Origin of the sequence: Actinomadura litoris (assembly GCF_009733595.1) — a bacterium.
GTDB classification, from domain to species: Bacteria; Actinomycetota; Actinomycetes; order Streptosporangiales; family Streptosporangiaceae; genus Spirillospora; species Spirillospora litoris.
In genome coordinates, this window is record NZ_WOFH01000013.1 from 24,817 (window position 1) to 48,540 (window position 23,724).

Annotated in this window: 20 protein-coding genes and 1 pseudogene; 9 read left to right on the forward strand and 12 right to left on the reverse strand. The window is 73.7% G+C overall.

The window, feature by feature from the left end:
• Positions 1-3 precede the first annotated feature (3 nt).
• From GNZ18_RS31070 to GNZ18_RS31090, 5 genes are all read right to left on the reverse strand, one after another.
• The gene (locus tag GNZ18_RS31070; RefSeq protein ID WP_156220216.1) at positions 4-1,494 is read right to left on the reverse strand and encodes a GlnX family signal transduction membrane protein; all 1,491 of its coding nucleotides are present in this window, start codon (positions 1,492-1,494) and stop codon (positions 4-6) included.
• Positions 1,491-2,069: an FHA domain-containing protein gene (locus tag GNZ18_RS31075; RefSeq protein WP_156220217.1), complete on the reverse strand. Its 579-nt coding sequence runs from the start codon at positions 2,067-2,069 to the stop codon at positions 1,491-1,493. The genes GNZ18_RS31070 and GNZ18_RS31075 overlap by 4 nt, the downstream gene beginning before the upstream one ends.
• A 4-nt stretch (positions 2,070-2,073) precedes the next feature.
• The gene (locus GNZ18_RS31080; protein ID WP_156220218.1) at positions 2,074-3,411 is read right to left on the reverse strand and encodes a vWA domain-containing protein; all 1,338 of its coding nucleotides are present in this window, start codon (positions 3,409-3,411) and stop codon (positions 2,074-2,076) included.
• A 91-nt stretch (positions 3,412-3,502) separates the two neighbouring features.
• The gene (locus tag GNZ18_RS31085) at positions 3,503-5,917 is read right to left on the reverse strand and encodes a serine/threonine-protein kinase (protein WP_156220219.1); all 2,415 of its coding nucleotides are present in this window, start codon (positions 5,915-5,917) and stop codon (positions 3,503-3,505) included.
• Entirely contained in the window at positions 5,914-7,131 is a 1,218-nt protein-coding gene (locus tag GNZ18_RS31090; protein ID WP_156220220.1) for a hypothetical protein, read from the reverse strand. Before GNZ18_RS31090 ends, GNZ18_RS31085 begins: the two co-directional genes overlap by 4 nt.
• A gap of 431 nt (positions 7,132-7,562) precedes the next feature.
• Here GNZ18_RS31090 and GNZ18_RS31095 point away from each other — a divergent pair, with 431 nt between their 5' ends.
• From GNZ18_RS31095 to GNZ18_RS31110, 4 genes are all read left to right on the forward strand, one after another.
• Entirely contained in the window at positions 7,563-8,966 is a 1,404-nt protein-coding gene (locus tag GNZ18_RS31095) for a hemolysin family protein (protein ID WP_156220221.1), read from the forward strand.
• On the forward strand, positions 8,954-9,970 hold the full coding sequence (locus GNZ18_RS31100) for a hemolysin family protein (protein WP_214615901.1): 1,017 nt from the start codon (positions 8,954-8,956) through the stop codon (positions 9,968-9,970). Before GNZ18_RS31095 ends, GNZ18_RS31100 begins: the two co-directional genes overlap by 13 nt.
• A 91-nt stretch (positions 9,971-10,061) precedes the next feature.
• Positions 10,062-11,045 carry a cation diffusion facilitator family transporter gene (locus tag GNZ18_RS31105; RefSeq protein WP_156220222.1) on the forward strand — a complete coding sequence of 328 codons (984 nt, stop codon included), beginning with the start codon at positions 10,062-10,064 and terminating at the stop codon, positions 11,043-11,045.
• Between the two features lie 80 nt (positions 11,046-11,125).
• Positions 11,126-13,597 (forward strand): hypothetical protein, encoded by a 2,472-nt coding sequence (locus tag GNZ18_RS31110; RefSeq protein ID WP_156220223.1) that lies wholly within the window; start codon positions 11,126-11,128, stop codon positions 13,595-13,597.
• A gap of 8 nt (positions 13,598-13,605) precedes the next feature.
• On the opposite strand, the gene GNZ18_RS31115 is transcribed toward GNZ18_RS31110, so the two are convergent.
• Both GNZ18_RS31115 and GNZ18_RS31120 read right to left on the reverse strand, forming a co-directional pair.
• Complete coding sequence (locus GNZ18_RS31115; protein ID WP_242882503.1) at positions 13,606-13,983, reverse strand: phage holin family protein; 378 nt, start codon at positions 13,981-13,983, stop codon at positions 13,606-13,608.
• 91 nt (positions 13,984-14,074) lie between these two features.
• Entirely contained in the window at positions 14,075-14,545 is a 471-nt protein-coding gene (locus tag GNZ18_RS31120; protein WP_216651498.1) for a hypothetical protein, read from the reverse strand.
• A gap of 180 nt (positions 14,546-14,725) precedes the next feature.
• On the opposite strand from GNZ18_RS31120, the gene GNZ18_RS31125 reads away from it, so the two are divergent.
• Entirely contained in the window at positions 14,726-15,385 is a 660-nt protein-coding gene (locus tag GNZ18_RS31125; RefSeq protein ID WP_156220224.1) for an HAD family hydrolase, read from the forward strand.
• A 46-nt stretch (positions 15,386-15,431) separates the two neighbouring features.
• Positions 15,432-17,252: a DNA helicase RecQ gene (gene recQ / locus GNZ18_RS31130; RefSeq protein WP_156220225.1), complete on the forward strand. Its 1,821-nt coding sequence runs from the start codon at positions 15,432-15,434 to the stop codon at positions 17,250-17,252.
• A gap of 7 nt (positions 17,253-17,259) precedes the next feature.
• On the opposite strand, the gene GNZ18_RS31135 is transcribed toward recQ, so the two are convergent.
• Together GNZ18_RS31135 and GNZ18_RS31140 are read right to left on the reverse strand one after the other, a co-directional pair.
• Positions 17,260-17,829 carry a hypothetical protein gene (locus GNZ18_RS31135; protein ID WP_156220226.1) on the reverse strand — a complete coding sequence of 190 codons (570 nt, stop codon included), beginning with the start codon at positions 17,827-17,829 and terminating at the stop codon, positions 17,260-17,262.
• Between the two features lie 89 nt (positions 17,830-17,918).
• Positions 17,919-18,413: a SigE family RNA polymerase sigma factor gene (locus tag GNZ18_RS31140; RefSeq protein WP_156220227.1), complete on the reverse strand. Its 495-nt coding sequence runs from the start codon at positions 18,411-18,413 to the stop codon at positions 17,919-17,921.
• 209 nt (positions 18,414-18,622) lie between these two features.
• Between GNZ18_RS31140 and GNZ18_RS31145 the strand changes: the two genes are divergently transcribed.
• The 3 genes from GNZ18_RS31145 (at position 18,623) to GNZ18_RS31155 (ending at position 21,280) form a co-directional block, all read left to right on the forward strand.
• Entirely contained in the window at positions 18,623-19,117 is a 495-nt protein-coding gene (locus GNZ18_RS31145; protein WP_156220228.1) for a DUF5666 domain-containing protein, read from the forward strand.
• Positions 19,118-19,250: 133 nt separating this feature from the next.
• Positions 19,251-19,946: a response regulator transcription factor gene (locus tag GNZ18_RS31150; RefSeq protein WP_156220229.1), complete on the forward strand. Its 696-nt coding sequence runs from the start codon at positions 19,251-19,253 to the stop codon at positions 19,944-19,946.
• Complete coding sequence (locus tag GNZ18_RS31155) at positions 19,943-21,280, forward strand: sensor histidine kinase (protein ID WP_156220230.1); 1,338 nt, start codon at positions 19,943-19,945, stop codon at positions 21,278-21,280. Before GNZ18_RS31150 ends, GNZ18_RS31155 begins: the two co-directional genes overlap by 4 nt.
• Before the next feature lie 247 nt (positions 21,281-21,527).
• Here GNZ18_RS31155 and GNZ18_RS31160 read toward each other — a convergent pair.
• From GNZ18_RS31160 to GNZ18_RS31170, 3 genes and pseudogenes are all read right to left on the reverse strand, one after another.
• Positions 21,528-21,809 (reverse strand): annotated as a pseudogene (locus GNZ18_RS31160) (hypothetical protein); the annotation flags it as partial.
• Positions 21,810-22,183: 374 nt separating this feature from the next.
• The gene (locus tag GNZ18_RS42670) at positions 22,184-22,459 is read right to left on the reverse strand and encodes a macro domain-containing protein (protein ID WP_246250786.1); all 276 of its coding nucleotides are present in this window, start codon (positions 22,457-22,459) and stop codon (positions 22,184-22,186) included.
• 32 nt (positions 22,460-22,491) lie between these two features.
• The gene (locus GNZ18_RS31170) at positions 22,492-23,334 is read right to left on the reverse strand and encodes a glycoside hydrolase domain-containing protein (RefSeq protein WP_156220232.1); all 843 of its coding nucleotides are present in this window, start codon (positions 23,332-23,334) and stop codon (positions 22,492-22,494) included.
• Between the last annotated feature and the right edge of the window lie 390 nt (positions 23,335-23,724).

Consider the following 23,724-nt stretch of genomic DNA (forward strand, 5'->3'; position numbering starts at 1 on the left):
CTGTCAGCGGAACTCGGCCAGCCGGGGACGGACGCCCGCGACGACCAGCACGGCGATGAGGGCGCCAGCGAGCGGCGGCAGCGCGGTCCAGCCGCGCAGCCCGCCGTCGGCGTCGGCGATCTCGGTGTCGAACGCGCGCTGGTGCACGGCGGTCAGAGCGCTGAGCGAGGCGTCGTAGGTGCCGAAGTCGCGGATCACCGTGGACGTGCGCCCCATCCGCAGGTCCACGGCCCCGGCGCGGTCGCCCTTGGCCGCGAGGTCGCGCATCCGCCGGTCGTAGTCGAGGACGACCCGGTACGCCCGGAGCACCTCCGCGAAGTTTACGCTCGCGCCGCCCCGGGCGCTCGCCCGCGCCTCGTCCCCGAAGAAGCCGAGGAAGGGGTCGGGGTCGCCCGGCCTGTAGCCCGCGATGCCGCCGTTCACGGCCGCGTAGAAGCTCTCCAGGTTCACCGGCCTGGCGCCCATGTCGGGGTAGATCACGGCGAGCGACTTGTCGAGGTAGGTCTGCTCGTAGGTGTCGGCGCGGCCGGGGTCGAGCAGGTAGCGGCTCTCGTCGGCGAACGCGCTGTGGCTGATCGCGCGGGCCCGCGACAGCGCCAGGACGGAGTCGAAGCCGTCCTGCTTGGCCGTCCTGATGTGCCCGGCGAGCGCCGACAGCAGGCCCGCGCCGACCAGGACGAGCGTGAGCGTCACGACCGTCGCCAGCACCAGCGCCGGGTTGAGCAGGCGGCGGAACGTGCGGGTGAGGTACACCTGCCCGGCGATGAGGACCAGGAGCGCGATGGCCCCGGTGACCGCGACCCACGTCCGTCCCGACAGCACCGCCGAGCGCTTCGTCTCATACGCCTGCCGGACGGCCGCGCCGCTGTCGAGCGTGATGTTGTAGGCCTTCGGCAGCAGTTCGAGCCGCATCAGGTCGGTGGCCTGCCGGTAGGCGTCGATGACCTGTTTCGGCAGCTCCCCGGGCGCGTGGTCGGCCTGCCGGTCCAGCAGCATCGCCCCACCGACGAGCCGTTCGTAGCGTCCGAGGCCCTGGAGGACCTCCTGGACGGTCGTCCGCAGGTCGGTGTCGCGGCCCGCGAGCTGCGCGGCCTGCACGGCCGCCGCGACCGCCTCCCCGCGGCGCCGCTCGTACAGGCGCAGCGACTCGTCGTAGCCGATGCCGAGCCGGTGCTCGCGCCCGATCAGCAGGATGTTGGCGACCTGCGCGTCCATGTCGCTGAGCGAGAAGTAGAGCGCGCTGGTCGCGACCACCTGCGGGCCCGCGTCGTGCCCGATCGTCTGGACGGAGTCGCGCGCGTTCCCGACCGCCATCGTGAGCACGCCCAGCAGCGCGGCGACCGCGAGCAGCGCCACCACCGCGTAGGCGCGGATCTGCCCGGGGATGGTGCGCAGCCATCGTCCGCGGGCGAAGGTGACCGCCCTGGTCTCCGGCTCGGCCGGCGGGACGGGTGGCAGCGCGCGGGAGACCGGCCGCCTCCGCGTCGTCGTCATGACGGGCCCCCGGGCGGCGCCAGCGTGATCGTCGTCCAGGCGCCGACGTGGATCCGGTCCCCCGCGCCCACCGGGACGGGCACGTTCACCGGGATCGGTTCGGAGCCGCCGTTGAGGGTCGTCCCGTTGGTGGACCCGGGATCGACCAGCACCCACGTGCCGTCGGGCTGCCCGAGGAGGACCGCGTGCAGGTGCGAGACGCCCGGGTCCTCCGGAAGCACGCCGAGGTCGATCTCCGAACCGCCGCGCCGCCCGATCCGCACCTCGCCGCCCGACAGCCGGACGCGCCGCTCCGGGCAGTACGGCGGGAACACCAGCCCCGCCGAGTCGGGCCCCTCCAGCGCGATCACCGAGGTGTGGTAGTCCCGGTCGGCGTTGATCACGGCCGTCAGGGGACCCGGCCTGGCCCTGCCCGGACGCGGCGGCGGGATCATCGGCCTGAGCCAGGTGTGCCGGGGGGCGGCGGGCATCTCGAACGTGGGCGCGCCCACCCGTCCGGGGGTCTCGAAGTCGTGGCCGTCGATCTCGCAGTAGCGGCCCGAGCGTGGCGCGCCGCAGTTCGGGCAGTCCGACATGGGCTCAGCCTCCGCCCTCGTTCGCTTCCCGGTCGCCGTGGCGGGTGCGCACCGTCCGCACGGAGCGCGTGTCCAGCGACATCTCGTCGGCCTTGGACACCCCGCGTTTCAGCCGGACGGTGCCGGTCTCGGGATCGACGACGTCCACGACCCGGTCCAGCAGCCCGGCGATCTGCTCGTTCCCGACCCGCTGGGCCAGCACGACCGCGCGGCCGAGGCGGGTCGTCGCGGTGTCCTCGTCGCCCTCGCGGCGCGCCTCCAGCCCCTCCCGGATCGCGTCGGCCAGCTCGGACTGCCCGGTGTGGTGCGCGACGCGCCCGTTGATCCGGGTGGACTTGCCCTCGTCCTCGGTCCATTCGGCGAGGACGCTGCCGTGCGCCAGCTCCCGCTCGGGCTCCTCGCCCGCCGCCGGGACGACGATCTTCACCCAGGCCGCGCGCATCTGCCGCCCGACGTCGCCCGGCGGCACCTCGACGCACAGGTGGTACTCGCGTTCCTCGGTGCCCCACGCGCCGGTCGGGTAGTCGCCCGTCTGGCGGCCCGACTCGCTCCGGCGGCCGGTGAGGTCCTCCACGAGCGGCACCATCTGCTTCACGAACCGCAGCCGCGCGTGCTGCGGCGTCCACACGCGCAGCGCCACGTCCGCGACCTCCTTGCCCATCGCGTCCCGCGTCATCGACAGGAAGTCGGACTCCAGGTCGGCCGGGTCGGGGACGTCGAGGAACCCGCCGAGCAGCACCGAGGTGATCTTGCGCAGCTCGGCGACGTCCCAGTCGGTGCCGACGCCGCGCGCGTCGCAGACGAAGGCGTCCGCGCAGTGCCGGAGCGCCGCGTCCAGCTCGGCGGCGCTCTCGTGCTGGTTCTTGCCGTCGGTCAGCAGGATCGCGTGCCGGACGGCGTCGCGGTGCCCCTCGAACAGCCTCCCGGCGAGCCGCAGCCACGAGCCGATCGCGGTGCCGCCCGCCGCGTCCAGCCGCCCGATGGCGACGAGCGCGCCGCGCCGCGTCCGGTCCCCCGCCCGGACGAGCCGCTCGCCCTGCGGGTAGATCATCCTCGGCTGGTTCGCGCCGCCGACCACGGCGAAGTGCACGCCGTCGCGCAGCGCCTTGACGGCGGCGCGGGCGGCGCGCTTGGCCGCGACCAGCTTGCCGCCGTAGGACATCGACCCGGAGGTGTCGACGATGATGATCTCGGCCGCCGGGCCGCGGCGCGGCGCCTGCGCCCGCACCGGCGGGCCGGCGCTCGCGGCCTCCACCGAGACGATCGCGTGCATCTCCCGGGCGCCCGCCGGCAGGTAGGGGTTCTGGTCGACGCGGATCGTGAACTCGGGAAGGTCGCTCATGCCGGGCTCCCTGATCGGGTCGGGCAGCGGTTCACAGCACGGGGGTTCACAGCACGGGGGTTCACAGCACGGGGTCTGACAGCACGGGGGTTCACAGCAGGGTCCTCGGGCGGACGGCGTTGGCCCGCTTCACCATCGCGTGCCGCCGCTCGGGGCCGCCCGCGAGCTTGGCCAGCACCCGGTAGCTCTCCTCCAGCCTCCTCCGGAGTCTCGCCTCCCGCATCGGCACGCCGAGGATCGTCTGCCCCCGCGCCGGACGCGCCGGGTCGCGGTCGGCGCGCACCCACGCCAGCGCCGCCTCCAGCACCTCGGCGGCGAACGCCGCGCGCCGCTCGGTGTCGAGCCGGAGCGCCTGCAACCGGCGGCCGGCCTCGATGAGCGAGGCCGCGTCCAGGTCGCGGGGGCGGCGCCCGCGCACCGCCGCCGCGACCGCCGCGAGCTGCGCGGCGAGGTGGTGGCTGGAGACCCGGGGGATCGAGTCGAGCACGCGCTCGGCCCCGGCCCGGTCGCGGACGCCCAGCCTGACGCGGGCGAGCCCGAACGCGGCGCTCACGTGGGTGGGGTCGGTGCGCCAGACCGTCTCGTAGAAGCGTCCGGCCTCGGCGGTGTCGCCGCGGCACTCGTGGCAGAACGCGAGCGCGAGCTTGGGGGCGTGCTCGCCCGGCATCAGGTCGTACAGGTCGGTGAAGACGGCGGAGGCGTCGCCGGCGCGCCCGTCGGCGAGGGCGCGGACGCCGCGGTACCAGTCGACGCGCCAGTCGTCCGGGCCGTCCCGGGCCAGCTCGTCGAGCAGCGCGCCCGCCTCCGCGAGCCCGCCCAGCTCGATCCTGACCCGGACGAGCGCGAGCCTGACCTCGCGGGAGGCGACCGGCGCCGCCTCCAGCGCGGCGGCCAGGTCGCCGGGGTCGCGGGCGGTGAGCCCCGCGAGGAACGCGGCGGCCGGGTCCGAGCCGTACACCAGCGGGACCGGCAGCGCCACCGCCGCCGCCCGCGCCTCCAGCGGCACGAGGACCGACGCGCAGCCCGCGTCGGGACGCAGCCCCGCCGGTGTGCCCGCGTCCTCGCGGCGGTCCTCGCCTGGGCTGGCGACGACCTCGGCCCCGGCGGTGTGCTGCTCGGGGCCGAACAGCGCCGAGGGCGCCGGGCGGGGACGCCCGTCCTCGGCCGACAGCACCTCCCGCAGCACGCCCGTGAGCTGCTGCGCCATCTCCGCCGCGCTCTGGAACCGGCGCGCGGGGTCGGGGTGCGTCGCCCGCCGCAGCAGCCGGTGGTAGGACTCGTGCCGCTGGAACAGCGGCACCTCCTCGCGCGGCGGCAGGCTCCGCAGGTGCCGCCGGGTGTAGCCCGCGAACGGGATGCTCAGCACGGCGAGCGTACGGCCGACCGTGTAGAGGTCGGAGGTGATCGACGGGCCGCGCGAGCCGATCTCGGGCGCCTGGTAGCCGGGCGTCCCGAAGATCGGGCTGTCGACGTCGAACGCGCGCCGCACCCCGCCGAGGTCGATCAGCTTGAGCTGCTCCTCGGACTGGATCGCGTTGTCGGGCTTGAAGTCGCAGTACAGCAGCCCGACGCCGTGCAGGTAGCCGAGCGCGCTGAGCACCTCAAGGCCGTAGGCGATCACCTGACCGAGCGGCAGCGACGCCTGCTCGCCCTCCGCGTCGCGGCGCGAGAGCAGGATGTCCTTCAGCGACCGCCCGCCGACGTACTCCATCACGATGTAGCCGGACCCGGCGTGCTTCACGAAGTTGTAGATCTTGACGATGTTGGGGTGCTCGACCTCGGCCAGGAACGCGCGCTCGGCGGTCGCGGCGGCCAGCGAGTCGGCGTCGCCGGTGTCGAGCATGCCCTTCAGCACGACCCAGCGCTCGCTGACGTTGTGGTCGCGCGCCAGGTACACCCAGCCGAGGCCGCCGTGCGCGAGGCAGCCGAGCACCTCGTACTGGCCGCCGATCATCTCGCCCGCGCGCAGCTTCGGCGTGAACGAGAACGGGTGCCCGCAGCTCTTGCAGAAGCCCTCGGTGCGTCCCGGGCGCCCGTCCCGGCCGCGGCCGACCGCCGCGTCGCAGCGGCTGCAGAAGCGGCGGCTCTCCGGCACCCGCGGATCCTGCATGATCGCGGACGCGGGGTCGCGGGCCGGGACCGGCGGCACCTCCACCAGCCCGGCCCCGAGCATGCCGCGCCGCGTCGAGCCGGTGGAACCGGCGGAGCCCGCCGAGCCCGTGGAACCGGTCGGGCCCGTGGAACCCATGGAGCCCGCGGAGCCGGTCGGGCCCGTGGAGCCGGTGGAGCCGCTCGGGCCGGAGGACTCCGAGGCGGGGGCCTCGGGTCCGGCGAGCACCACGACCGGCGCCGACCCGGACGCCCCGGACGCCCGCGCGGCCTCGGTCGCCTCCACCGCCGCCGGGTTCGCCGGCGGCGGCTCGGGCAGCGGCGCCATCCCGCAGACGTCGCAGAAGCCGTCGGCCTCGACGCCGCCCGCGCAGCCGTCCTGGGCGCATCGGATCATGGCGGGGTCCCCGTCTCCTCGGGCCCGCACTCCCTGATCGCGCGCTGGTACTCCGCCACCGCGACCGTCGATCCGCGCAGGTCGCACGGCGCCGTCCACAGCAGGTCGCGGGCCTGCCCGTAGAGCAGGGTGAGCTTGTCATCCTCGGCGAGCCCGAGGCGCGCGGCCTTCGCGCGGTAGGCCTCCAGCCGCCCGCGCAGCTCGTTGCGCCGGTCGAGCAGCCCCGCGCCCAGCCGGAGATCGCTCCAGGCACGTTCCCTGGCGTCCTCCGCCGCGCGCTCCAGCTCGGCGACCCGGCCCGCCATCTCGACCCAGCGGCCCGCCTCGCGGAGCCGCTCCAGCGCGCCGAACCGGTCGCGCAGCCCCGCGGCGAGGCCGAGCCCCGGCTCGGGCAGCATCGGCGACTCGATCTTCTCCAGCACGATCGTGTAGGTGGCGAGGACCCGCCGCTCCAGCGCCTCGACCTCGTCGATGGCCGCGGTGACCTGCTCCATCTGCTCGGCGTAGCCGTCGCGCAGCCGGGCCACGCCCGACAGCTCGCCGCGCAGCGACGACAGCGTCGAGCGGACGCGGTCCAGCCGCGTCGTGTCGGCCTTCCCATTCTTGACGAGCGACAGCGGGTCGGTGCGGACGAGCCTGCCGAGCGCGGTCAGCTCCCGTCCCAGCCGGTCCAGCTCGGGGTGGCGGGTGCCGTCCAGCGAGTGGGCCAGCCGGGCGGTCTCGCGCCAGCCCTCCTCGGCCTCCTCCAGCGGGACGAGCAGTGCCGACCATGCCGCGTCCGCCGCCGCGACCTCACCGGCGACGAACGCGTACGCCTCCGACATCAGCGCCACCGCCTCGTCCAGGGTCACCCGGCGCTCGCTCGGGCCGAGCAGCGTCCGCGCCTCCAGGGGGATCTCGCCGTCCGGCATCTCCACCGACAGCCCCGACAGCATCCCGGTCAGCTCCACCAGCGTCGCCGCGTCCAGGCGGGAGGCGCGCTCGCGCAGCTCCGACGCCGCGTCCAGGACGCGCTGGTAGGCGTCGAAGATCCGCCACAGCACCGCGAGCCTGGCCTGCGCCGCCTGCCAGCGCCGCCACGTCTCGCCGGTGAGCCGGGCGCCCTTGAGCAGCCGGATGCCGTGGTGGCCGTCGAGGTCGAGCAGGGAGGACGCGATCCGCTCCCGCTCCTCGTGCAGTCCGCGCAGGGCATGGTCGACGCCCTCCCGGCTCATGGGCGCGGCGGCCCCTGCCCCGCTTTCTTCCACGTCAGTCCCGCGGTCGGCTCTCTCGGTCCCCGTGAGCTCCCCCGGTCCTGGCGGCTCGGGAGCGGGAACCGCTTCCAGGATCGGGCTTGCGCTCACCCATAAGTGTGATCCGTGACACTCTATGAAACAAGCGTCCATCTCCGGCCGCCACCCTCCCCTTTCGCCCAGTTTTCGGGCTTTTCGCCGTCCGGCCGTTCCGCTGCGTACAGGGCGGTGAGCGGAGTGTGTCGGCGCCGCTTTCGGCGGGTGTCCAGCGCGTCCTCGGCCGCCGTCCGGTCGCGCCCATACCCTTGTGCTTCAGGAACCTCGCATCGCAAGGTGGCGTTACGCAGGTAGGTCGTCTACGAGAGGAGTGGTGAGTCCGCGGTGTCGGACCCCAGTCATAGACCCGGTGCCCGATGGTGAGCGCGGCCCTGGGGGTGCTCGCGGTGGTCATCCTCACCGCCGCCACCGGATACTTCGTCGCACAGGAGTTCGCCTACGTCGCCGCCGACCGCGCGGCGCTCCAGCAGGCCGCCGAGCGCGACGCCGCCGCCCGCCGGGCGCTGCGGGTGATCGGCCGGCTGTCGTTCATGCTGTCGGGCGCGCAGCTCGGCATCACGATGACCACCCTGGTCGTCGGCTTCATCGCCAAGCCCGCGCTCGCCGAGCTGATCGAGCCGCTGCTGGAGGTGGCGGGCGTCCCGACCGGCGCGACCGGCGCGATCGCCCTCGCCACCGGCTTCGTCCTGGCGACGCTCATCCAGATGCTGCTGGGCGAGCTGTTCCCCAAGAACCTCGCGCTCGCGCGCGCCGAGACGCTGGCGCGCGCGCTGGCCGCCTCGACCCTCCTCTACCTGGCGGTCGCGGGCCCGCTGATCCGGCTGTTCGACCGCGCCGCCGAGCGCCTGCTGCGCGCCGTCGGCGTCGAGCCCGTCGACGAGCTGCACAGCGGCGCGACGCTGGAGGAGCTCGGCGACATCATCGGCAAGTCGCACAGCTCCGGGCACCTGCCCGCCGACCTGTCCGGCCTGCTGGAGCGCGCGCTGTCGTTCGGCGACCTGACGGCGGACGAGGTCATGGTGCCGCGCCCGCAGGTCAGCACGCTGCCGGGCACCGCCACCGCCGCCGACCTCGTCGACCTGATCCGCGAGAGCGGGCACAGCGTCTACCCCGTCTACGGGCAGGAGGTCGACGACGTCATCGGCGTCGCCGGCGTCCGCGAGGTCGCCGACGACGCGCTCGACCCCGCGACGCCGCTCGCGCGGATCGCCCGTCCGGCGCTGCTCGTCCCGGGCAGCCAGCCGCTGTACGGCGTGATCGAGCACATGCGCGACGCGAACGAGGAGTTCGCCTGCGTCGTGGACGAGTACGGCGGCCTCGCCGGCATCCTCACCTTCGAGGACGTCGCCGAGGAGCTGGTCGGCGAGATCTCCGACGAGACCGACGCCCGCGAGGACGCCCCGACCTCGGGCCCCGACGGCTCCTGGCTGGTCGACGCCGGCATGCGCATCGACGAGGTCGGCCGGCTGACCGGCCTCGACCTGCCCGAGGGCGACGCCTACGACACCCTCGGCGGCCTCGTCATGGCCGAGCTGCGCCGGCTGCCGAGCCCCGGCGACCGCCTCACGGTCGCGCTGGACGGCGCCGGGCAGGTCGAGCTGGAGGTCGTCAGCGTGGCGCGCCGCGTCGCGGAGAAGATCCGCATCCGCGGCTCGGCGCCGCGTCCGGCCGACCCCGGCCCGGTGGCGGTTCCGGCGGAGACCGGGCAGGCGGATTCCGGAGAGACCGACGTCGAGCAGGAGGTGTCGTGGACCCGCTGACCTCGCTGCTGATCACCGTCCTGCTGCTGATCGGGAACGGGTTCTTCGTCGCGGCCGAGTTCGCGCTGGTGGCGGCCAACCGCCCGCAGCTCGAACGCGCGGCGGCCAAGGGCAGCCGTCCCGCCGTGGCGGCCGTCGCGGGCGTCCGCGAGCTGTCGCTGATGCTGGCGGGCGCGCAGTTCGGGATCACGATGTGCTCGCTCGGCCTCGCGATCGTCACCGAGCCCGCGTTCGAGCACGTCCTGGAACCGCCGCTGCACGCCGCAGGGGTCCCCGAGGCGGGCTCGAAGGCGATCGCGCTGACCTGCGCGCTCGCGGTCGTGACCTTCCTGCACATGGTCGTGGGGGAGATGGCGCCGAAGTCCTGGGCGATCACCCACCCGGAGCGGTCGGCGCTGCTGCTGGCGCTGCCGTTCCGCGGCTTCGCGAAGGTCTCCCGCCCCGTCCTGTCGGCGCTGAACGCCACGACGAACGCGCTGCTGCGGCTGATCGGCGTCACGCCCCGGGACGAGCTGGACAGCCACACCGACCCGGCCCGCCTCAGCCACCTGCTCGGCGAGTCCCGCCGCCTCGGCCTCATCGGCAGGCACGACCACGAGCTGCTCGGACGCGCCATCTCCGCGCGGGTCGCGACGGTCGGGCCGCTGGTCGTGCCCGCCACGTCGGTGACCACGATCGGCGCGGACGCGACCGCCGCGCAGATCCGCCGCACGGCGACCGCCAGCGGCCACAACCGGCTGCTCGTCCGCGAGGCCGACGGCACGATGACCGGGATCGTGCACGTCCGCGCCGCCATCACCGAACCCGACGGCGAACGCCGCGCGGCCGACCTGGCGCACCCGGCGCCCGTCCTGACGGCGGAGACGACCGTGCTGGACGCGGTCAGCCGGATGCGCCGCACGCGCGCGCCGCTCGCCGTCGTGAACGACGCGCGGAACGAGTTCGCGGGCATCGTCACGCTGGACGACCTCCTGGCGGAGCTGCTGGCCACCAACCCGCACTGACCACCGATCTGTAGCGGCCACCGTGCCGCACCTGCGAAAACACCGCTGTTGTCGAGGTGCTGCAACGCGACTTCTGGGTCATCGTGGGGGGATGAGCGAGCATCGGCACGGGCGGCTGCGCCACGTTCTGCGGCCGCATTCCCACGGGACGGCGGACAGGGTCGGCTCCGCGCTGGAGGGCGGCGCCGATGGCATGCGGGCGCTGTGGATCTCGCTGGCCGGGCTCGGCGCCACGACGCTCGTCCAGGCGGTGGTGTTCGCGTTCTCCGGGTCCGTCGCGCTGCTCGGCGACACGCTGCACAACGCGGCGGACGCGCTGACCGCCGTCCCGCTGGGCGTCGCGTTCGTGCTGGGCGGGCGCCCGCCGACGCGCCGCTACACCTACGGCTACGGCCGCGCCGAGGACCTCGCGGGTGTCGTGATCGTGCTCGCGGTCGCCGCGTCCTCGGTGGCGGCCGGATACGCGGCCGTCCACAGATTCGCCCATCCACAGCCTGTGGAAAACCTTGGGGCGGTCGCGGCGGCCGGGCTGGCCGGGTTCGTGGGGAACGAGCTCGTCGCCCGCTACCGCGTCCGCGTGGGCCGCCGGATCGGCTCAGCGGCGCTGGTGGCCGACGGCCTGCACGCCCGCACCGACGGCTTCGCCTCCCTCGCCGTCCTGCTCGGCGCCGGGGGCCTCGCGCTCGGCCTCCCCTGGGCCGACCCCGCCGTCGGCCTGCTGATCACGCTCGCGATCCTCGCCGTGCTGTGGCAGACGGCCCGCGAGGTGTGGCGCCGCCTGATGGACGCCGTCGATCCCGGCCTCGTCGACCGCGCCGAGGAGGCCCTGGCGGGGACGCGCGGCGTCCTCGGCGTCGGCTCGGTCCGGCTCCGCTGGATCGGGCACCGCCTGCGCGCCGAATGCGACGTGATCGTCGATCCGCTCTCGACGATCGTCCAGGCCCACCGGGTCGCCGTGGACGCCGAGCACAGCCTCCTGCACGCGCTGCCCCGGCTGTCGGGCGCCCTCGTCCATCCGGATCCGCGGCCGGGCCCCGGCGAAGATCATCATGCCGTTCTCGCCGCACACCGCTGATCCATAAGCTGTGAGACGTTAGTCCGGAGCAGAAGGGGAGAAATACGGCCCCGGGGTCGATCTGGAACGGGATGGCGTCGGTGAAGCAGTCAGCAGAGCCCAACGAGCCGCACGAGGACGAGCGATCTCCTCACGCTCCGGATCTCGTCCCGCTCGCGGAGCGGGCGGCGGAGCCGACCGCGGAGGTCGAACCGGTCGCGGAGCCGGTCGCGGAGCCGGTCACGCAGGACGAACCGGTCTCGGAGCCCGCGCCGATCGCGCAGGTCGAGCCGGTCGCGGAGCCGGTCGCGCAGGTCGAGCCGGTCGCGGAGCCCGCGCCTGTCGCGGAGCCAGAGCCCGTCGCGCGGACCGCGCCGCTCCCGGAGGTCGAGCCCCTCGTGGACGACGAGGCGGGCGTGATCCTGGAGGACGGCTGGGACGGCGCCAATCTGGTCGAGTCCACCTACGGCGCGCTGACCGAGGGTTTCGAGGAGCGCGAGGCGCGGCTGCGGGAGTCCTCGTCCGAGGCGGTCGGGTGGGCGCCCTACATCGCGGCCGTGCGCGCGTTCCGGGAGGGGCGGGTCGCCGGCGACTGGGAGAGCCTGGCCAGGCTGCTCGTCGCCCCGGGCTCCCTGACCTCCGGCGATGACGTCCAGATCGTGGAGACGCGGGACGAGGACGCCGCCGTCCGCGCCGCCGTCCAGGAGTCGCTGGACGCCGGCCAGCGGGCGCTCCTCCTCGCCCCCGACCAGGAGCGGGCCGCGGAACTGCTGCGGAGCATGCGGGACGACGTCTTCGCCCTCCTGATCGAGACGCGCCCGGCGACGCCCCCGGCCGAGCCGGACGGCCCCACCCCGCGCGGCGAGTTCGGCTCCAACGGCACCGTGGAGTTCAGGCCGCTGAGCTTCGACGACGAGGGCGCCCTCGACATGACCCTCCCCGACCTACCGAACCCGGCGGAGCCGCCCCGCGAGCCCGAGGAATGGGTGCGCGACGCGGTCGTCCGGCCCGTGGGGGAGGCGTGGCGGCAGTCGTGGGAGACCGAGGCGCGGCTGCTCAAGCGCGGGTTGATGTGGCTGGAGCAGTGGCCCCGCGACGCGGCGGCGCTGCGCGCCGTCCAGGACGAGAACACGCGGCGCCGCGCGGAGCTGGAAGCCGAACTGGCCGCGCTCACCAAGGAGATCGAGGACGCGGGCGCCGCGGAGGCGGCGGCCGAGCAGGGCGCGGTCGACGCCGAGGCGGCGGCGGAGCGGCTCATCACCGTCCAGGACGAGGCGGAGGCCGAGCTGGCGGGCCCGAAGGCGGAGGCCGAACGGCGCCAGGCGGTGGCGGACGCGGCGGCGGCCGACGCGAGCGACCGCACCCGCGACGCCGACGCCGCCCAGGCCCGCTGCGCCGAGCTGCACGCGCGCGACACGACCGCGCAGGCCGAGCTCCAGGCGGCGCGCGACCTTGAGGCGTCGCTGACCGACGAGCTGGAGCGGGCGAAGGAGGCGCTCCCGGGCGTCGCCGCGGAGGCCGAGCGGCTGACGGCGGCCGACGCGGACGCCTCCGGGGAGGGCCACGCGGCCTACTACCGGCTCGTGTCGGCGGAGTCGGCGCTGTCGGCGATGAAGCGGAAGATGACGCTCGGGCAGCGCATGCACGTGGCGTCCCCGCCGTCCGGGCTGAGCGGCATGCGCGCCGAGGTCAAGGCCCGCGCCAGGGAGGCGGACGAGGCGGCCAGGCGCGCCCAGGAGGCCAAGGACGCGGCGGAGAAGGCGGGGCGGCGCCACCAGGAGCTCGCGGCGTTCGTGTCCGACGGCGGCACGCGGCTCGCGCACGCGCGGGAGGCGCAGGAGCGCCTCGGCACGGAGCTCATCTGGCTCGCGTCCGAGCGGGAGAGCGCGGCGGCCGCCTACCAGGAGCAGGCGAGGCTGGCCGCCGAGTCCGTGGACAAGGCGACGCAGATGAGCATGGAGGCCCGCGTCGCGCAGCAGGCCGCGCGGGCGATCGAGGAGCGGGTGGAGGCCGCGCGCGTGGCCCGGGAGGAGGCCCTCGCCACCGTCGGGCGGGCCAAGGCCGCCGCGGAGGCGGCGGCCACGCACGCCGTCGAGACACGTTCCGCTCTGGAGCGGCGCACGGCGGAGGCCGAGCGGGAGCTGGCGTCCCGCGAGCGGGACCTGGAGACCGCGGTCGAGGCGGAGGCGCGCTCGCGCGAGAACGTCCGGGAGATCTGCGGCGCGGACCCGGTCGGCGATCCCGAGCTGATCAGCACGCACCAGACGCGGGCGATGGCCAGGATCGAGCGGCTCACCGCCTACCTGGACGGCGGGGCCGCCGCCGACGGCGCGGCCGAGGGCCTGCTCCGCACCGCCGACCTGGTCGTCGGCACCCCGCTCGGCGCCGGGCTCACCGCCGCCGAGGAGGAGTTCGACACTCTGATCGTCGCGGACGCGGGACGCCTCACCGACGCGGAGCTGCTGGTCGGCGCCGTCCGCGCCCGCCGCTGGATCCTCGTCGGCGGCGCCGGGCCGGAGGAGGAGGACAGTCCCTTCGCCCGAGCCCGCGCCGCGTCGCTCACCTGGGGTTAGCGGCCGGGTCAGTCGTCGTCGCCGCCGAGGACGAGGTGGAGGAGCCAGCCGACGACGCCGACGACGATCGCGCCCCAGAAGGCGGGCCAGAAGCCGGTGACGTGGAAGGGCAGGTCCAGGCGGTCGGCGACGACGCTGGTCAGCCACAGCAGCAGCCCGTTCACCACGAGCCCGATGAGCCCCAGGGTGAGGACGTAGAGGGCGCAGCCGAGCGTCTTGACGATCGGCTTGATGATGGCGTTGACAAGGCCGAAGATGGCCGCGACCGCGACCAGCGTCAGCGCCCGCCGCCCGGCCGTGTCGCCGGAGACCGTGATGCCGTCCAGCAGCGCGGTGGCCACCGCCAGGGCGGCCGCCGTAATGCCGATCTTGAGAAGTATCCGCACACCACGATCATGCTGGTCGGGGACGCGCCTGCCATCCCTCTACATGGCGATTTCGCCGTGCGGCTCACTCATCATCCGGTACGAGGAGGGCTCATTCGTTGCGGTGGAAGAAGGGCGACGCGGCGGGGTTCTGCTGCCGGGACGCGGCCGCGACGGGACGCGTCGCCGCACCCGCCGGGACCGGGACCCCGGTCTCCGGAGCCGCGGGCTGCGCGGCGGCGGGCTGCGCGGCGGCGGCGCTCTGCCGGATGCGCGCGAGTTCCCGCTGGAGCTGGCGCTTCTCCATCTCCAGCGTGCTGAGCGACTCCTCGTGCTCCTCGCGCAGGTAGCGCAGGTCCCGCCGGGCGCGCATGACCCGTCCGGCACCGAGGAACGTGAGCATCGCCCCGGCGATGAAGACGAGGGCGACGGCGGCGCCCGCCAGGAAGACCTGCCACTGGTCGTCCACCCCCGGCACGGTCTCGCCGAAGAGGGTGAGGTGCACGGGACCGGTGTTGTCGAGGACGACGCCGACCGCCACCACGAGGGCCGCCGCGACGAGTAGGAAACCGAGGAACACCATGGGCAGATCTCCTCTGCTGTGACTCCGGAGGGGGGACGGAGGCCCCCCACCATGCCAGAGACCCCCCGGACGACGCCTCCCCCGCGGGAGAACTTCCGTTCGGCTCGTACGGGGGGTTCCCCGGCGATCGCACCGGGTAGTGATCGTTGCCGGGAGACCACGCCGAGCGAGGAGGGGCCCATGCCCGTGCAGGCCATCGTGTTCGACCTGGACGGCGTCCTGATCGACTCCGAACCGCTGTGGGAGGAGGTCCGCCGCGGCTACGTGTCCGCCCGCGGCGGGCGCTGGCTCCCGGACACCCAGGAGCGGCTGATGGGCATGAGCACCCCCGAGTGGGCCGACTACATCGCGACCGACCTCGTCGAGGGCGTCACGGCCGACGAGGTCGCCTACGAGGTGATCGACCAGATGTCCCAGCGCTACGCGGACGGGCCGCCGCTGCTGCCGGGCGCGCGGGAGGCCGTCCAGCGGATGGCCGAGTACCGTCCGCTGGGGCTGGCCAGTTCGTCGCCGCGCGCGCTGATCGACCTCGCCCTCGGCAAGCTCGGGGTGGAGGCCCTGTTCCGCGCCACCGTCTCCACCGAGGAGGTCGACCGGGGGAAGCCGGAACCCGACGGCTACCTCACCGTCGCGGCGCGGCTGGAGGTCCCGGCCGGGGCGTGCGTCGCCGTCGAGGACTCCGCGAACGGCCTGCGCTCGGCGCACGCGGCGGGGATGGCGGTGATCGCCGTGCCGCGCGAGGCGCACCCGCCCGCCCCGGAGGCGCTGGACCTCGCCGCGCACACCGTCCGGCACCTGGACGAGATCACGCCGGAGCTGGTCGGGCGGCTCGGTTCCTGAGGCGTTCCCGGGGACGGGTGTCGGTGGCGGCTCCTAGGATGGGGCGATGGCTTCCCCCGAGGCGCTGGAGACGCTGCGGCGCGTGTTCGGCTACGACGCGTTCCGTGACGGGCAGGGCGAGATCATCGACCACGTCGTCGACGGCGGCGACGCGCTCGTGCTGATGCCGACCGGCGGCGGGAAGTCGCTGTGCTACCAGATCCCCGCGCAGGTCCGGAAGGGCACCGGGATCGTCATCTCGCCGCTCATCGCCCTCATGCAGGACCAGGTGGACGCGCTGCGCGCCCTCGGCGTCCAGGCCGGGTTCCTCAACTCGACCCTGGACCACGACGAGCGCCGCGTCGTCGAGGCCCAGTTCGCGGCGGGCGAGCTGGACCTGCTCTACCTGGCCCCCGAGCGGTTCCGCCTCGGGTCCACGATCGAGCTGCTCGACCGCGGCACGATCGCGCTGTTCGCGATCGACGAGGCGCACTGCGTCTCCCAGTGGGGCCACGACTTCCGTCCCGACTACCTGATGCTGTCGGGCCTGCACGAGCGCTGGCCGGACGTCCCGCGCATCGCGCTCACCGCCACCGCCACCGAGGCGACCCGCGCGGAGATCGCCTCCCGGCTCGGCCTCGAACAGGCCAAGCACTTCGTCGCGAGCTTCGACCGGCCGAACATCCAGTACCGCATCGAGCCGAAGACCGACGCGAAACGCCAGCTCCTGCACCTGCTGCGCAACGAGCACCAGGGCGACGCGGGCATCGTGTACTGCCTGTCGCGCAACTCGGTGGAGAAGCACGCCGAGTTCCTCACCCAGAACGGCATCGAGGCCCTCCCCTACCACGCGGGCCTGGACGCTCGGACCCGCGCCGAGCACCAGTCCCGCTTCCTGCGCGAGGACGGCCTCGTCATCGTCGCGACGATCGCGTTCGGCATGGGCATCGACAAGCCCGACGTCCGCTTCGTCGCCCACCTCGACCTGCCCAAGTCCGTCGAGGGCTACTACCAGGAGACCGGGCGCGCCGGACGCGACGGCCTCCCCTCCACCGCCTGGCTCGCCTACGGCCTCCAGGACGTCGTCAACCTCCGCAAGATGATCGACGGCGGCGAGGGCGACGCCGCGCACCGCCGCCGCCAGGCCACCCACCTCGACTCGATGCTCGCCCTCTGCGAGACCGTCGAGTGCCGCCGCGTCCAGCTCCTCAACTACTTCGGCCAGGCCGGCGGCGAACCCTGCGGGAACTGCGACACGTGCCTGTCACCCCCGCAGACCTGGGACGCGACCGTCGCCGCGCAGAAGGTCCTGTCGGTGATCGTCCGGCTCGACCGGGAGCGCCGCCAGAAGTTCGGCGCCGGGCACATCATCGACATCCTGCTCGGCAAGAAGAGCGCCAAGGTCATCCAGTTCGACCACGACTCCCTCAAGCCGTTCGGCGTAGGCGCCGACCTCCGCGAGGCCGAGTGGCGCGGCGTCGTCCGCCAGCTCCTCGCCCAGGGCCTGATCGCCGTCGAGAGCGACCACGGCACCCTCCTCCAGACCGAGGCCAGCGCCGAGGTCCTGCGCGGCGAGCGCAAGGTCATGATGCGCCGTGAGGCCGAGCGCCCGGCGGCCAAGGCCGCGAAGACGTCCAAGGCCGCCAAGGCCGTGGTCGAGCTGGCCCCCGAGGCCGTCCCGGTCTTCGAGCGCCTCCGCGCCTGGCGCGGCGCCACCGCCAAGGAGCAGGGCGTCCCCGCCTACGTGATCTTCCACGACGCGACGCTGCGCGAGATCGCCACCGCCCTGCCGTCCTCCCTGGCCGAGCTGGGCCGGATCAGCGGCGTGGGCGAGAACAAGCTGGCCAAGTACGGCGACCAGGTCCTGGAGGCCCTGGCCGCCGGCTGATCCGGGGTCAGGTCGTCCGGTCGTAGATGCCGACGGCCCAGGCGCCGTCCCACAGCCCCGTCTCGGACGCGATGAGCGCGACGCTGGCCGGGCTGGTCTCCGTGGTGACGGGCGCCTGCGGCGGCAGCACCCAGACCTCCAGGGTCCGTACCGACCCGACCCACCCCGGCCCCGCCGACCGCTTGTCGAGCTGCGACACGTTGTCGTCCGGGCCGCACCGTCCGACGCTCCCGGGACGTCCGGGCGTGTCGAGGCGGGTGATCAGCCAGGAGTTCGGCACCGCGCACCGCACGTTGAACAGCGTGTTCGCGCTCCGCGCGGTGAAGCGGAGCGCGGCCATCTCCCCCATCCGCTGCCGCCGCACGCTCTGCACCAGCGACAGCGCCTCGCTCCGCCGCGTCGCCTCGGGCGCCGCGACCCTGAGGGGCAACCGGACCGCGACCGGCACGGCGTCGTCCACGGGCCGGTTCCCCGTCCCGGGGCTCAGTGTCAGCGCGGCCACGGCGGCGACCGCCATCGTCCCGGCGGCCAGCCCCCCGCCCCGCCGCCGGCGCCGGATGGCCCGCCCTCTGCGCACGACCTGGTCGACTCGGCCAGGGTTGGGGGAGGCGCCCCCGCTGAGATCCCGTAGAACGGTCGCCAGTTCTTCCTCTGCGTAAGGCACCGCTACCTCGTTTCCTTCAACACGTGCAGGGACGGATCCACCCGCAACCGGATAAGAGCCCTACGGAGCTGCGTCTTCACCGTGGAACCCGTGCATCCGAGGACGACCGCGACGTGCTCGACCGACATCTCCTCGAAGTAGTGCAGGACGACCACCGCACGCTGCCGGGGCGAGAGCCGCCCGAGCGCGTCCCACATGACCTCGCGGTCGTCCACGGCCTGCGAGATGTCCGCGCCGGGCACCTCGGGCAGGTGCTCGGTCGGCACCTCGCCCCGCCGCCGCAGCCGCCACCAGGACGCGTGCGTGTTCGTCAGGATCCGGTAGACGTACGGGCCCGGGTCGTCCTGGATCCGCCCCCACGCGACCCACGCCTTGGCCAGCGCCGTCTGGAGCAGGTCCTCGGCGCGAGCCCAGTCCCTGGTCAGCAGGTACGCGGTCCTGAGCAGACGTTCCGAATGCTCCTCGACGTAGTCGGTGAAACAGGCACGATCCGTCATCCCGTCCTCCGCCCCTCGTTCACCGTCCCTACTCCCGGCGCACCCGGAACGGAGGACACCTCACCCCAAACTGAGACCCACATCACAATCCCCTCGAAGGAGGCACGCTCCCTCTTCGCCGCGCCTTCCACGAAACCGAGCGCCGATTCCCAGGGTTCTCCCAGGATTCTGGGAGGGCTTCTGCCAGGCATCCCCGGTTACATGTGGCCATGCGCACCAACAAGAAGACCCTCGCGGCCGGGATAGGGTCGGCGGGCCTCCTCGGCCTCGGCCTCTACCTGGCGGTACCGGCGGCGGCGGCGAACCCGACCCCGAGCCCGTCCGCATCCGAGTCGCCCTCGTCCAAGCCGTCGGGGGCGCCCTGGAGAATGCACCAGCGAAACGGCGACGCCCACCCGAGGCGGCACGGCATGGGCGACTTCCGAGGCGTCCACGGCGAGGCGACCGTCCGCCGCGAGGACGGCTTCCACCTCTCCACCTGGCAGCGCGGAGCGGTCACCGCCCGCTCCGGCGCCACCCTGACCGTCCGGAGCGAGGACGGCGTGTCCTGGACCTGGACCACCGACGCGAAGACCGTGATCCGCAAGGAGGGCGACAAGTCCGCGCTCTCCGCACTGGCCAACGGCGACCAGGTCCTCGTCTTCGGCGAGCGCTCCGGAAACACCCGCACCGCCAAACTGGTCCGCGCCCCCAAGAAGCCCTGACCGGCCCGCCCCAGCGTGCGCCGGCACTGGACGGGAGGCGGCGGCGGGCACCAGGCTGAACCCGAGACCGGCCGCGGAGCCCTGGAGCCGGTGAGCGGACGACAGGCGTGAAACCGAGGGCGGGCGGGGGCCGATGAGCGAGAGCCGGCGGGTGCTCGTCGTGGACGACGAGGCGAACATCCGCGACCTCATCGAGGTGGCGTTGCGCTTCCACGGCTTCACGACCGCCACCGCCGCCACCGGCGGGGACGCGCTGCGGGAGGTGGCCGAGAGTCGGCCCGACCTCGTCCTGCTGGACGTGATGCTCCCCGACTTCGACGGTTTCGAGGTGTGCCGGCGGCTGCGCGCGGACGGCGACCAGGTCCCGGTGGTCTTCCTGACGGCGCGGGACACGCCGTCCGACACCGTCCGGGGGCTGACGCTCGGCGGCGACGACTATGTCACCAAGCCGTTCTCGATCGAGGCGCTCGTCGCGCGGGTCCGGGCCGTCCTGCGGCGGACGGCCCCGGCGGGCACCTCCCCGCCCGGCGACGACGGGGTGCTGCGCGTCGGCGACCTCGAACTCGACGAGGCGCACTGGACGGTCCGGCGCGGCGGCGCCCGGGTCGACCTGTCGCCCACCGAGTTCAGGCTGCTCGCCCACCTGATGCGCAACGCCGGGAAGGTCCTGTCGCGCACCCAGCTCCTGGAGAGCGTCTGGGGCTGGGAACACCACGGCAACGCCCAGGTCGTCGAGACCTACGTCAGCTACCTGCGCCGCAAGCTCGACCCGCTCGGCACGCCGATCATCCACACCCAGCGCGGCGTGGGCTACGCGCTGCGGCCATGACCCTCAACGCGCGGCTGCTGACCGGGCTGCTGGCGGTCACGCTCGCCGGGCTGGCGATCATGGGCCTGGTGAGCGCGCTCGTCCTGCGCGGCTACCTGATGCACCGGGTGGACGGGCAGCTCCAGGCCACCCGCGACCGGGCCATCGGGCGGATCGCCCACTTCGGCCCGCCCCAAGGGGGCGCCGCCCCAGCGCAGTTCGTGGTGCTCGCCGTCACGCCCACAGGCCAGGTGCGGGTGCTCAGCGGCGACGCGCCGAACCCCGACCGGGCCGTCGCCGAGGTGCGGCGGATCGACCGCGCCACCCTCGACGCCCGCGCGAGCGACCTCGCCCCCTTCTCGCTCCCGGGGCTGCGCGCCGTGGCGCGCCCCTGGCGCAACGGCATCGTGATCGTGGCCGCGCCCCTGACCGGGATCACCTCGGCGGTCCGCAACCTCGTCCTCACCGAGGTCGCCACCGCGGCCGTCCTGCTCGCCGCCCTGGCGCTCCTGGGCCGCCGCCTGATCGGCCGCGGCCTGCGTCCGCTCGACCAGATGGCCGCCACCGCCCACGCGATCACGACCGGCGGCGATCTGCGCGCCCGCATGCCGGGCCCCGGCAGGCGCACCGAGGCCGCCCGCCTCGCCGGTGCGATCAACGTGATGCTCGACCGGATCGAGCAGGCGTTCTGGGCCCGGAGCCGCTCCGAGGCGCGCGTCCGCGAGTTCGCCGCCGACGCCTCGCACGAGCTGCGGACACCGCTCACCACGATCCTCGGATATGCCGAGCTGTACCGGCACGGCGCCCTCGGCCCGAACGAGCTGCCCGACGCGATGCGCCGCATCGAGGACGAGGCGCACCGCATGAACAACCTGGTCAGCGACCTGCTGGAACTCGCCCGCCTGGATCGCGGGGCGGCGCTCCACCCCGTCCCCACCGACCTGGTCGTCCTGGCCCGGGACGCCGTCGCCGACGCGACGGCCGCCTCACCCGACCACCCCGTGCGGCTGGACGCCCCGGACACCCTCATCGCGACCGTGGACGAGGCGCGCCTGCGCCAGATCTTCGCGAACCTCCTGGCCAACGTCCGCGCCCACACACCCCCTGGGACACCGGCGACCGTCCGCCTCGCCCCGGGCGTCATCGAGGTCGCCGACGAGGGCCCGGGCATGTCCCCGGACGACGCAGCCCGCGCGTTCGAACGCTTCCACCGCGCCGAGCAGGGCGCCACAGGCGCGGGCCTGGGCCTCCCCATCGTCGCCGCGATCGCCGCCGCCCACCACGGCCACGCGCAACTCCTCTCCGCCCCCGGCACCGGAACCACCGTGAGAATCACCCTCCCCCCACCCTCCTGACCCCCAAGCACCCAGCCCCCCGGCTACCCCCACGTGGCGCCCCCGGCGCGAAAGCGGCATCCACCAACGTTGAGCCGCACCGCTTCCGCCACACCACCACACGCGGCCCTAGGGCGTTTCTGATGGATCATCAGGGCGACCTTGCGGGTCCTGGAACGGCTCCACAAACCACCTCTCGGCGACCTGCTGCCACAGCAGCAACAACCACGTTGCTCGTTGGGTCCGCCCAAGATTCATCAGAAGCGCCCTAGGGCGTTTCTGATGGCTCTTGGACGGTGTCGCGGAGCCAGATCATGATCGCTGCGACGGTGAGTGTGCCGTTGTAGACGTAGTCGCGTTTGTCGTACCGGGTGGCCACCGCCCGGTACTGCTTCCACTTGTGCACGCAGCGTTCGACGGTGTTGCGGCGCCGGTACTGGAGCTTGTCGAATGCGGGCGGGCGGCCCCCGGCCGAGCCTTTACGCTGGCGCTGGGCGCGCTGGTCAGCGGGCTGGGTGATGGTCGCCTTGATACCCCGCCCGCGCAGGTGGTGTTCGAGGGGACCGCCCGGGGACCTGGTCGCGGCGCGCCAAGCGGGACTCGCAGGCGGCACCGACTTATGTGGGCGGAGAATTCGCTCCTCATGCTGCGGCCTTCAGGCGTCCCAGACGACACCTCGGCACTGCTGCCGGCCGACGGAGAGTCGGTGGCGAAGCCGGGCGTGACGGCTAGGCGTCGTAGACGGTCACCTCGACGCCCCGCTCGGTGAGATGCCGCTCCACCAGCGGTTCGACCAGCTCCCACTTCCCCCCGGCGAGCCCGCAACCGACACGTGGCATGTGGACGCTCGCTTCGAGTTCGACCGCTCTGCCTCCGAGCACCTCCAGACACCGTCCGAGCGCCTCGTACCGGATCGGCGGCCCCCTACGGCTCCGCTTGACCCCCCCGCTGCGCGACCATGTTCGCGACCCACACGTACTTCTCGACCTGGACGAACTGCACGGCCCCCAGCCCGAACCCGCTGCCCGCCCGCTCCCGGTACCAGCGGCGGTACTCCGCCTCGGGCTCCTTCCAGCGCCGCGACACCGCCAGGACGAAGCCCTTCCCCCAGCCGCCCAGGTCGTTGCAGACATGGGCGACGATCTTCACCCCCTTCGCCTGCGGGGACGTCGCGTCCCCCTTGAGATACCTGACCCCCACGTGTCGGCACGCTACCCTCCGCCACCGACATTTCAGCTGACGGGCGCGTCCCAGGCGGCCCGCCACGTCGCGGGCCCGACGACGCCGTCCACACCGAGGTGCTTCTCCTGCTGGAACGCGCGGCAGACCCGCTCCGAATCCGCGCCGTACGCACCATCGACGCTGATCCGCCACCCGCGCTTGTGCATCTGCCTCTGCCACGTCCGGACGTCATCACCGTGCATGACGGGCGGCTGCGTGAGGTGCCGGCCGGGCCACTTCGGCGCGTGCGACGAGGGAGGCTTGGGGGCCCGGTCGACCTGCCACTGCCCGTAGTCGTCCTTCATGGCCCGGTTGTAGTCGACGCCCACACCGTTGACGGTGTGATCGTTCGAGTACTGCTGGAGGTGCGCCCGCGAGTCCCAGCGCCCGCCCGACCACGCGTACGTCTGCCACCCGTAGGTGATCTTCTTGGCGTCGAACGCCCGCTTGATCGGCCCGTATCCCGCGTAGAGGCCGATCCGCTTGCGTCCGAGAACGGACGCCGCGCCGTCCAGATAGGCGTTGATCGCCGCCTGGTGGCCGGACTCGGCGTCGAAGTCCACGGCGAAGTAGATCGGACGATCCGACGGCATTCCGCAGGCCCGCGCCTGCTTGGCGGCGTCCTCCGCGTCCGCGACCCCGCCGTCCTTGCCGGACAGCGCCCGCGACGCCGCCGTCTCCCAGACCACGACCAGCCAGAGGCCGCCCTCCGACAGCTGCTCCGCCTCGGCGCGCGTCAGGTTCTTCCCGGTCGCGTCATGCGACAGGTAGCGGCAGACGAACTTCGCCCCCGCCTTCCTCAGCGCGGACGGGCCGGGCCGTCCCCACGCGTAATCCACTCCGAAGACGCTCATTCCGCCATCCCTTCTGTCATGACGGGCAGGCAACACCGCGTCGGGCAACGCACGCAGGCATATTGACAAACTCACACAATTCGTTCAACCCATGTCCACCCCGAAGTCTGGGCAGGCACACCCTAAAAAGCGAAATAGAGGTCGACACCACCACATAACCGACAAGCCAGGAGCCCCAACGCAGCGCACGTCCGGGGCCCAACCCACCGGGCATGTTGATCAGAACGCCACTCCCCATCGATCAACTCCCAAATATGAAACCCATCCCGGTAGGCAACTACCTTCCAACCCTCCGGCTGATCATTTGCGATAAAACACCCGAACAACCTCCGCATATCCCCCGACCACGACGAACGCTGAGGCGACCTAAGCCCGGAGACACGGTCGGGC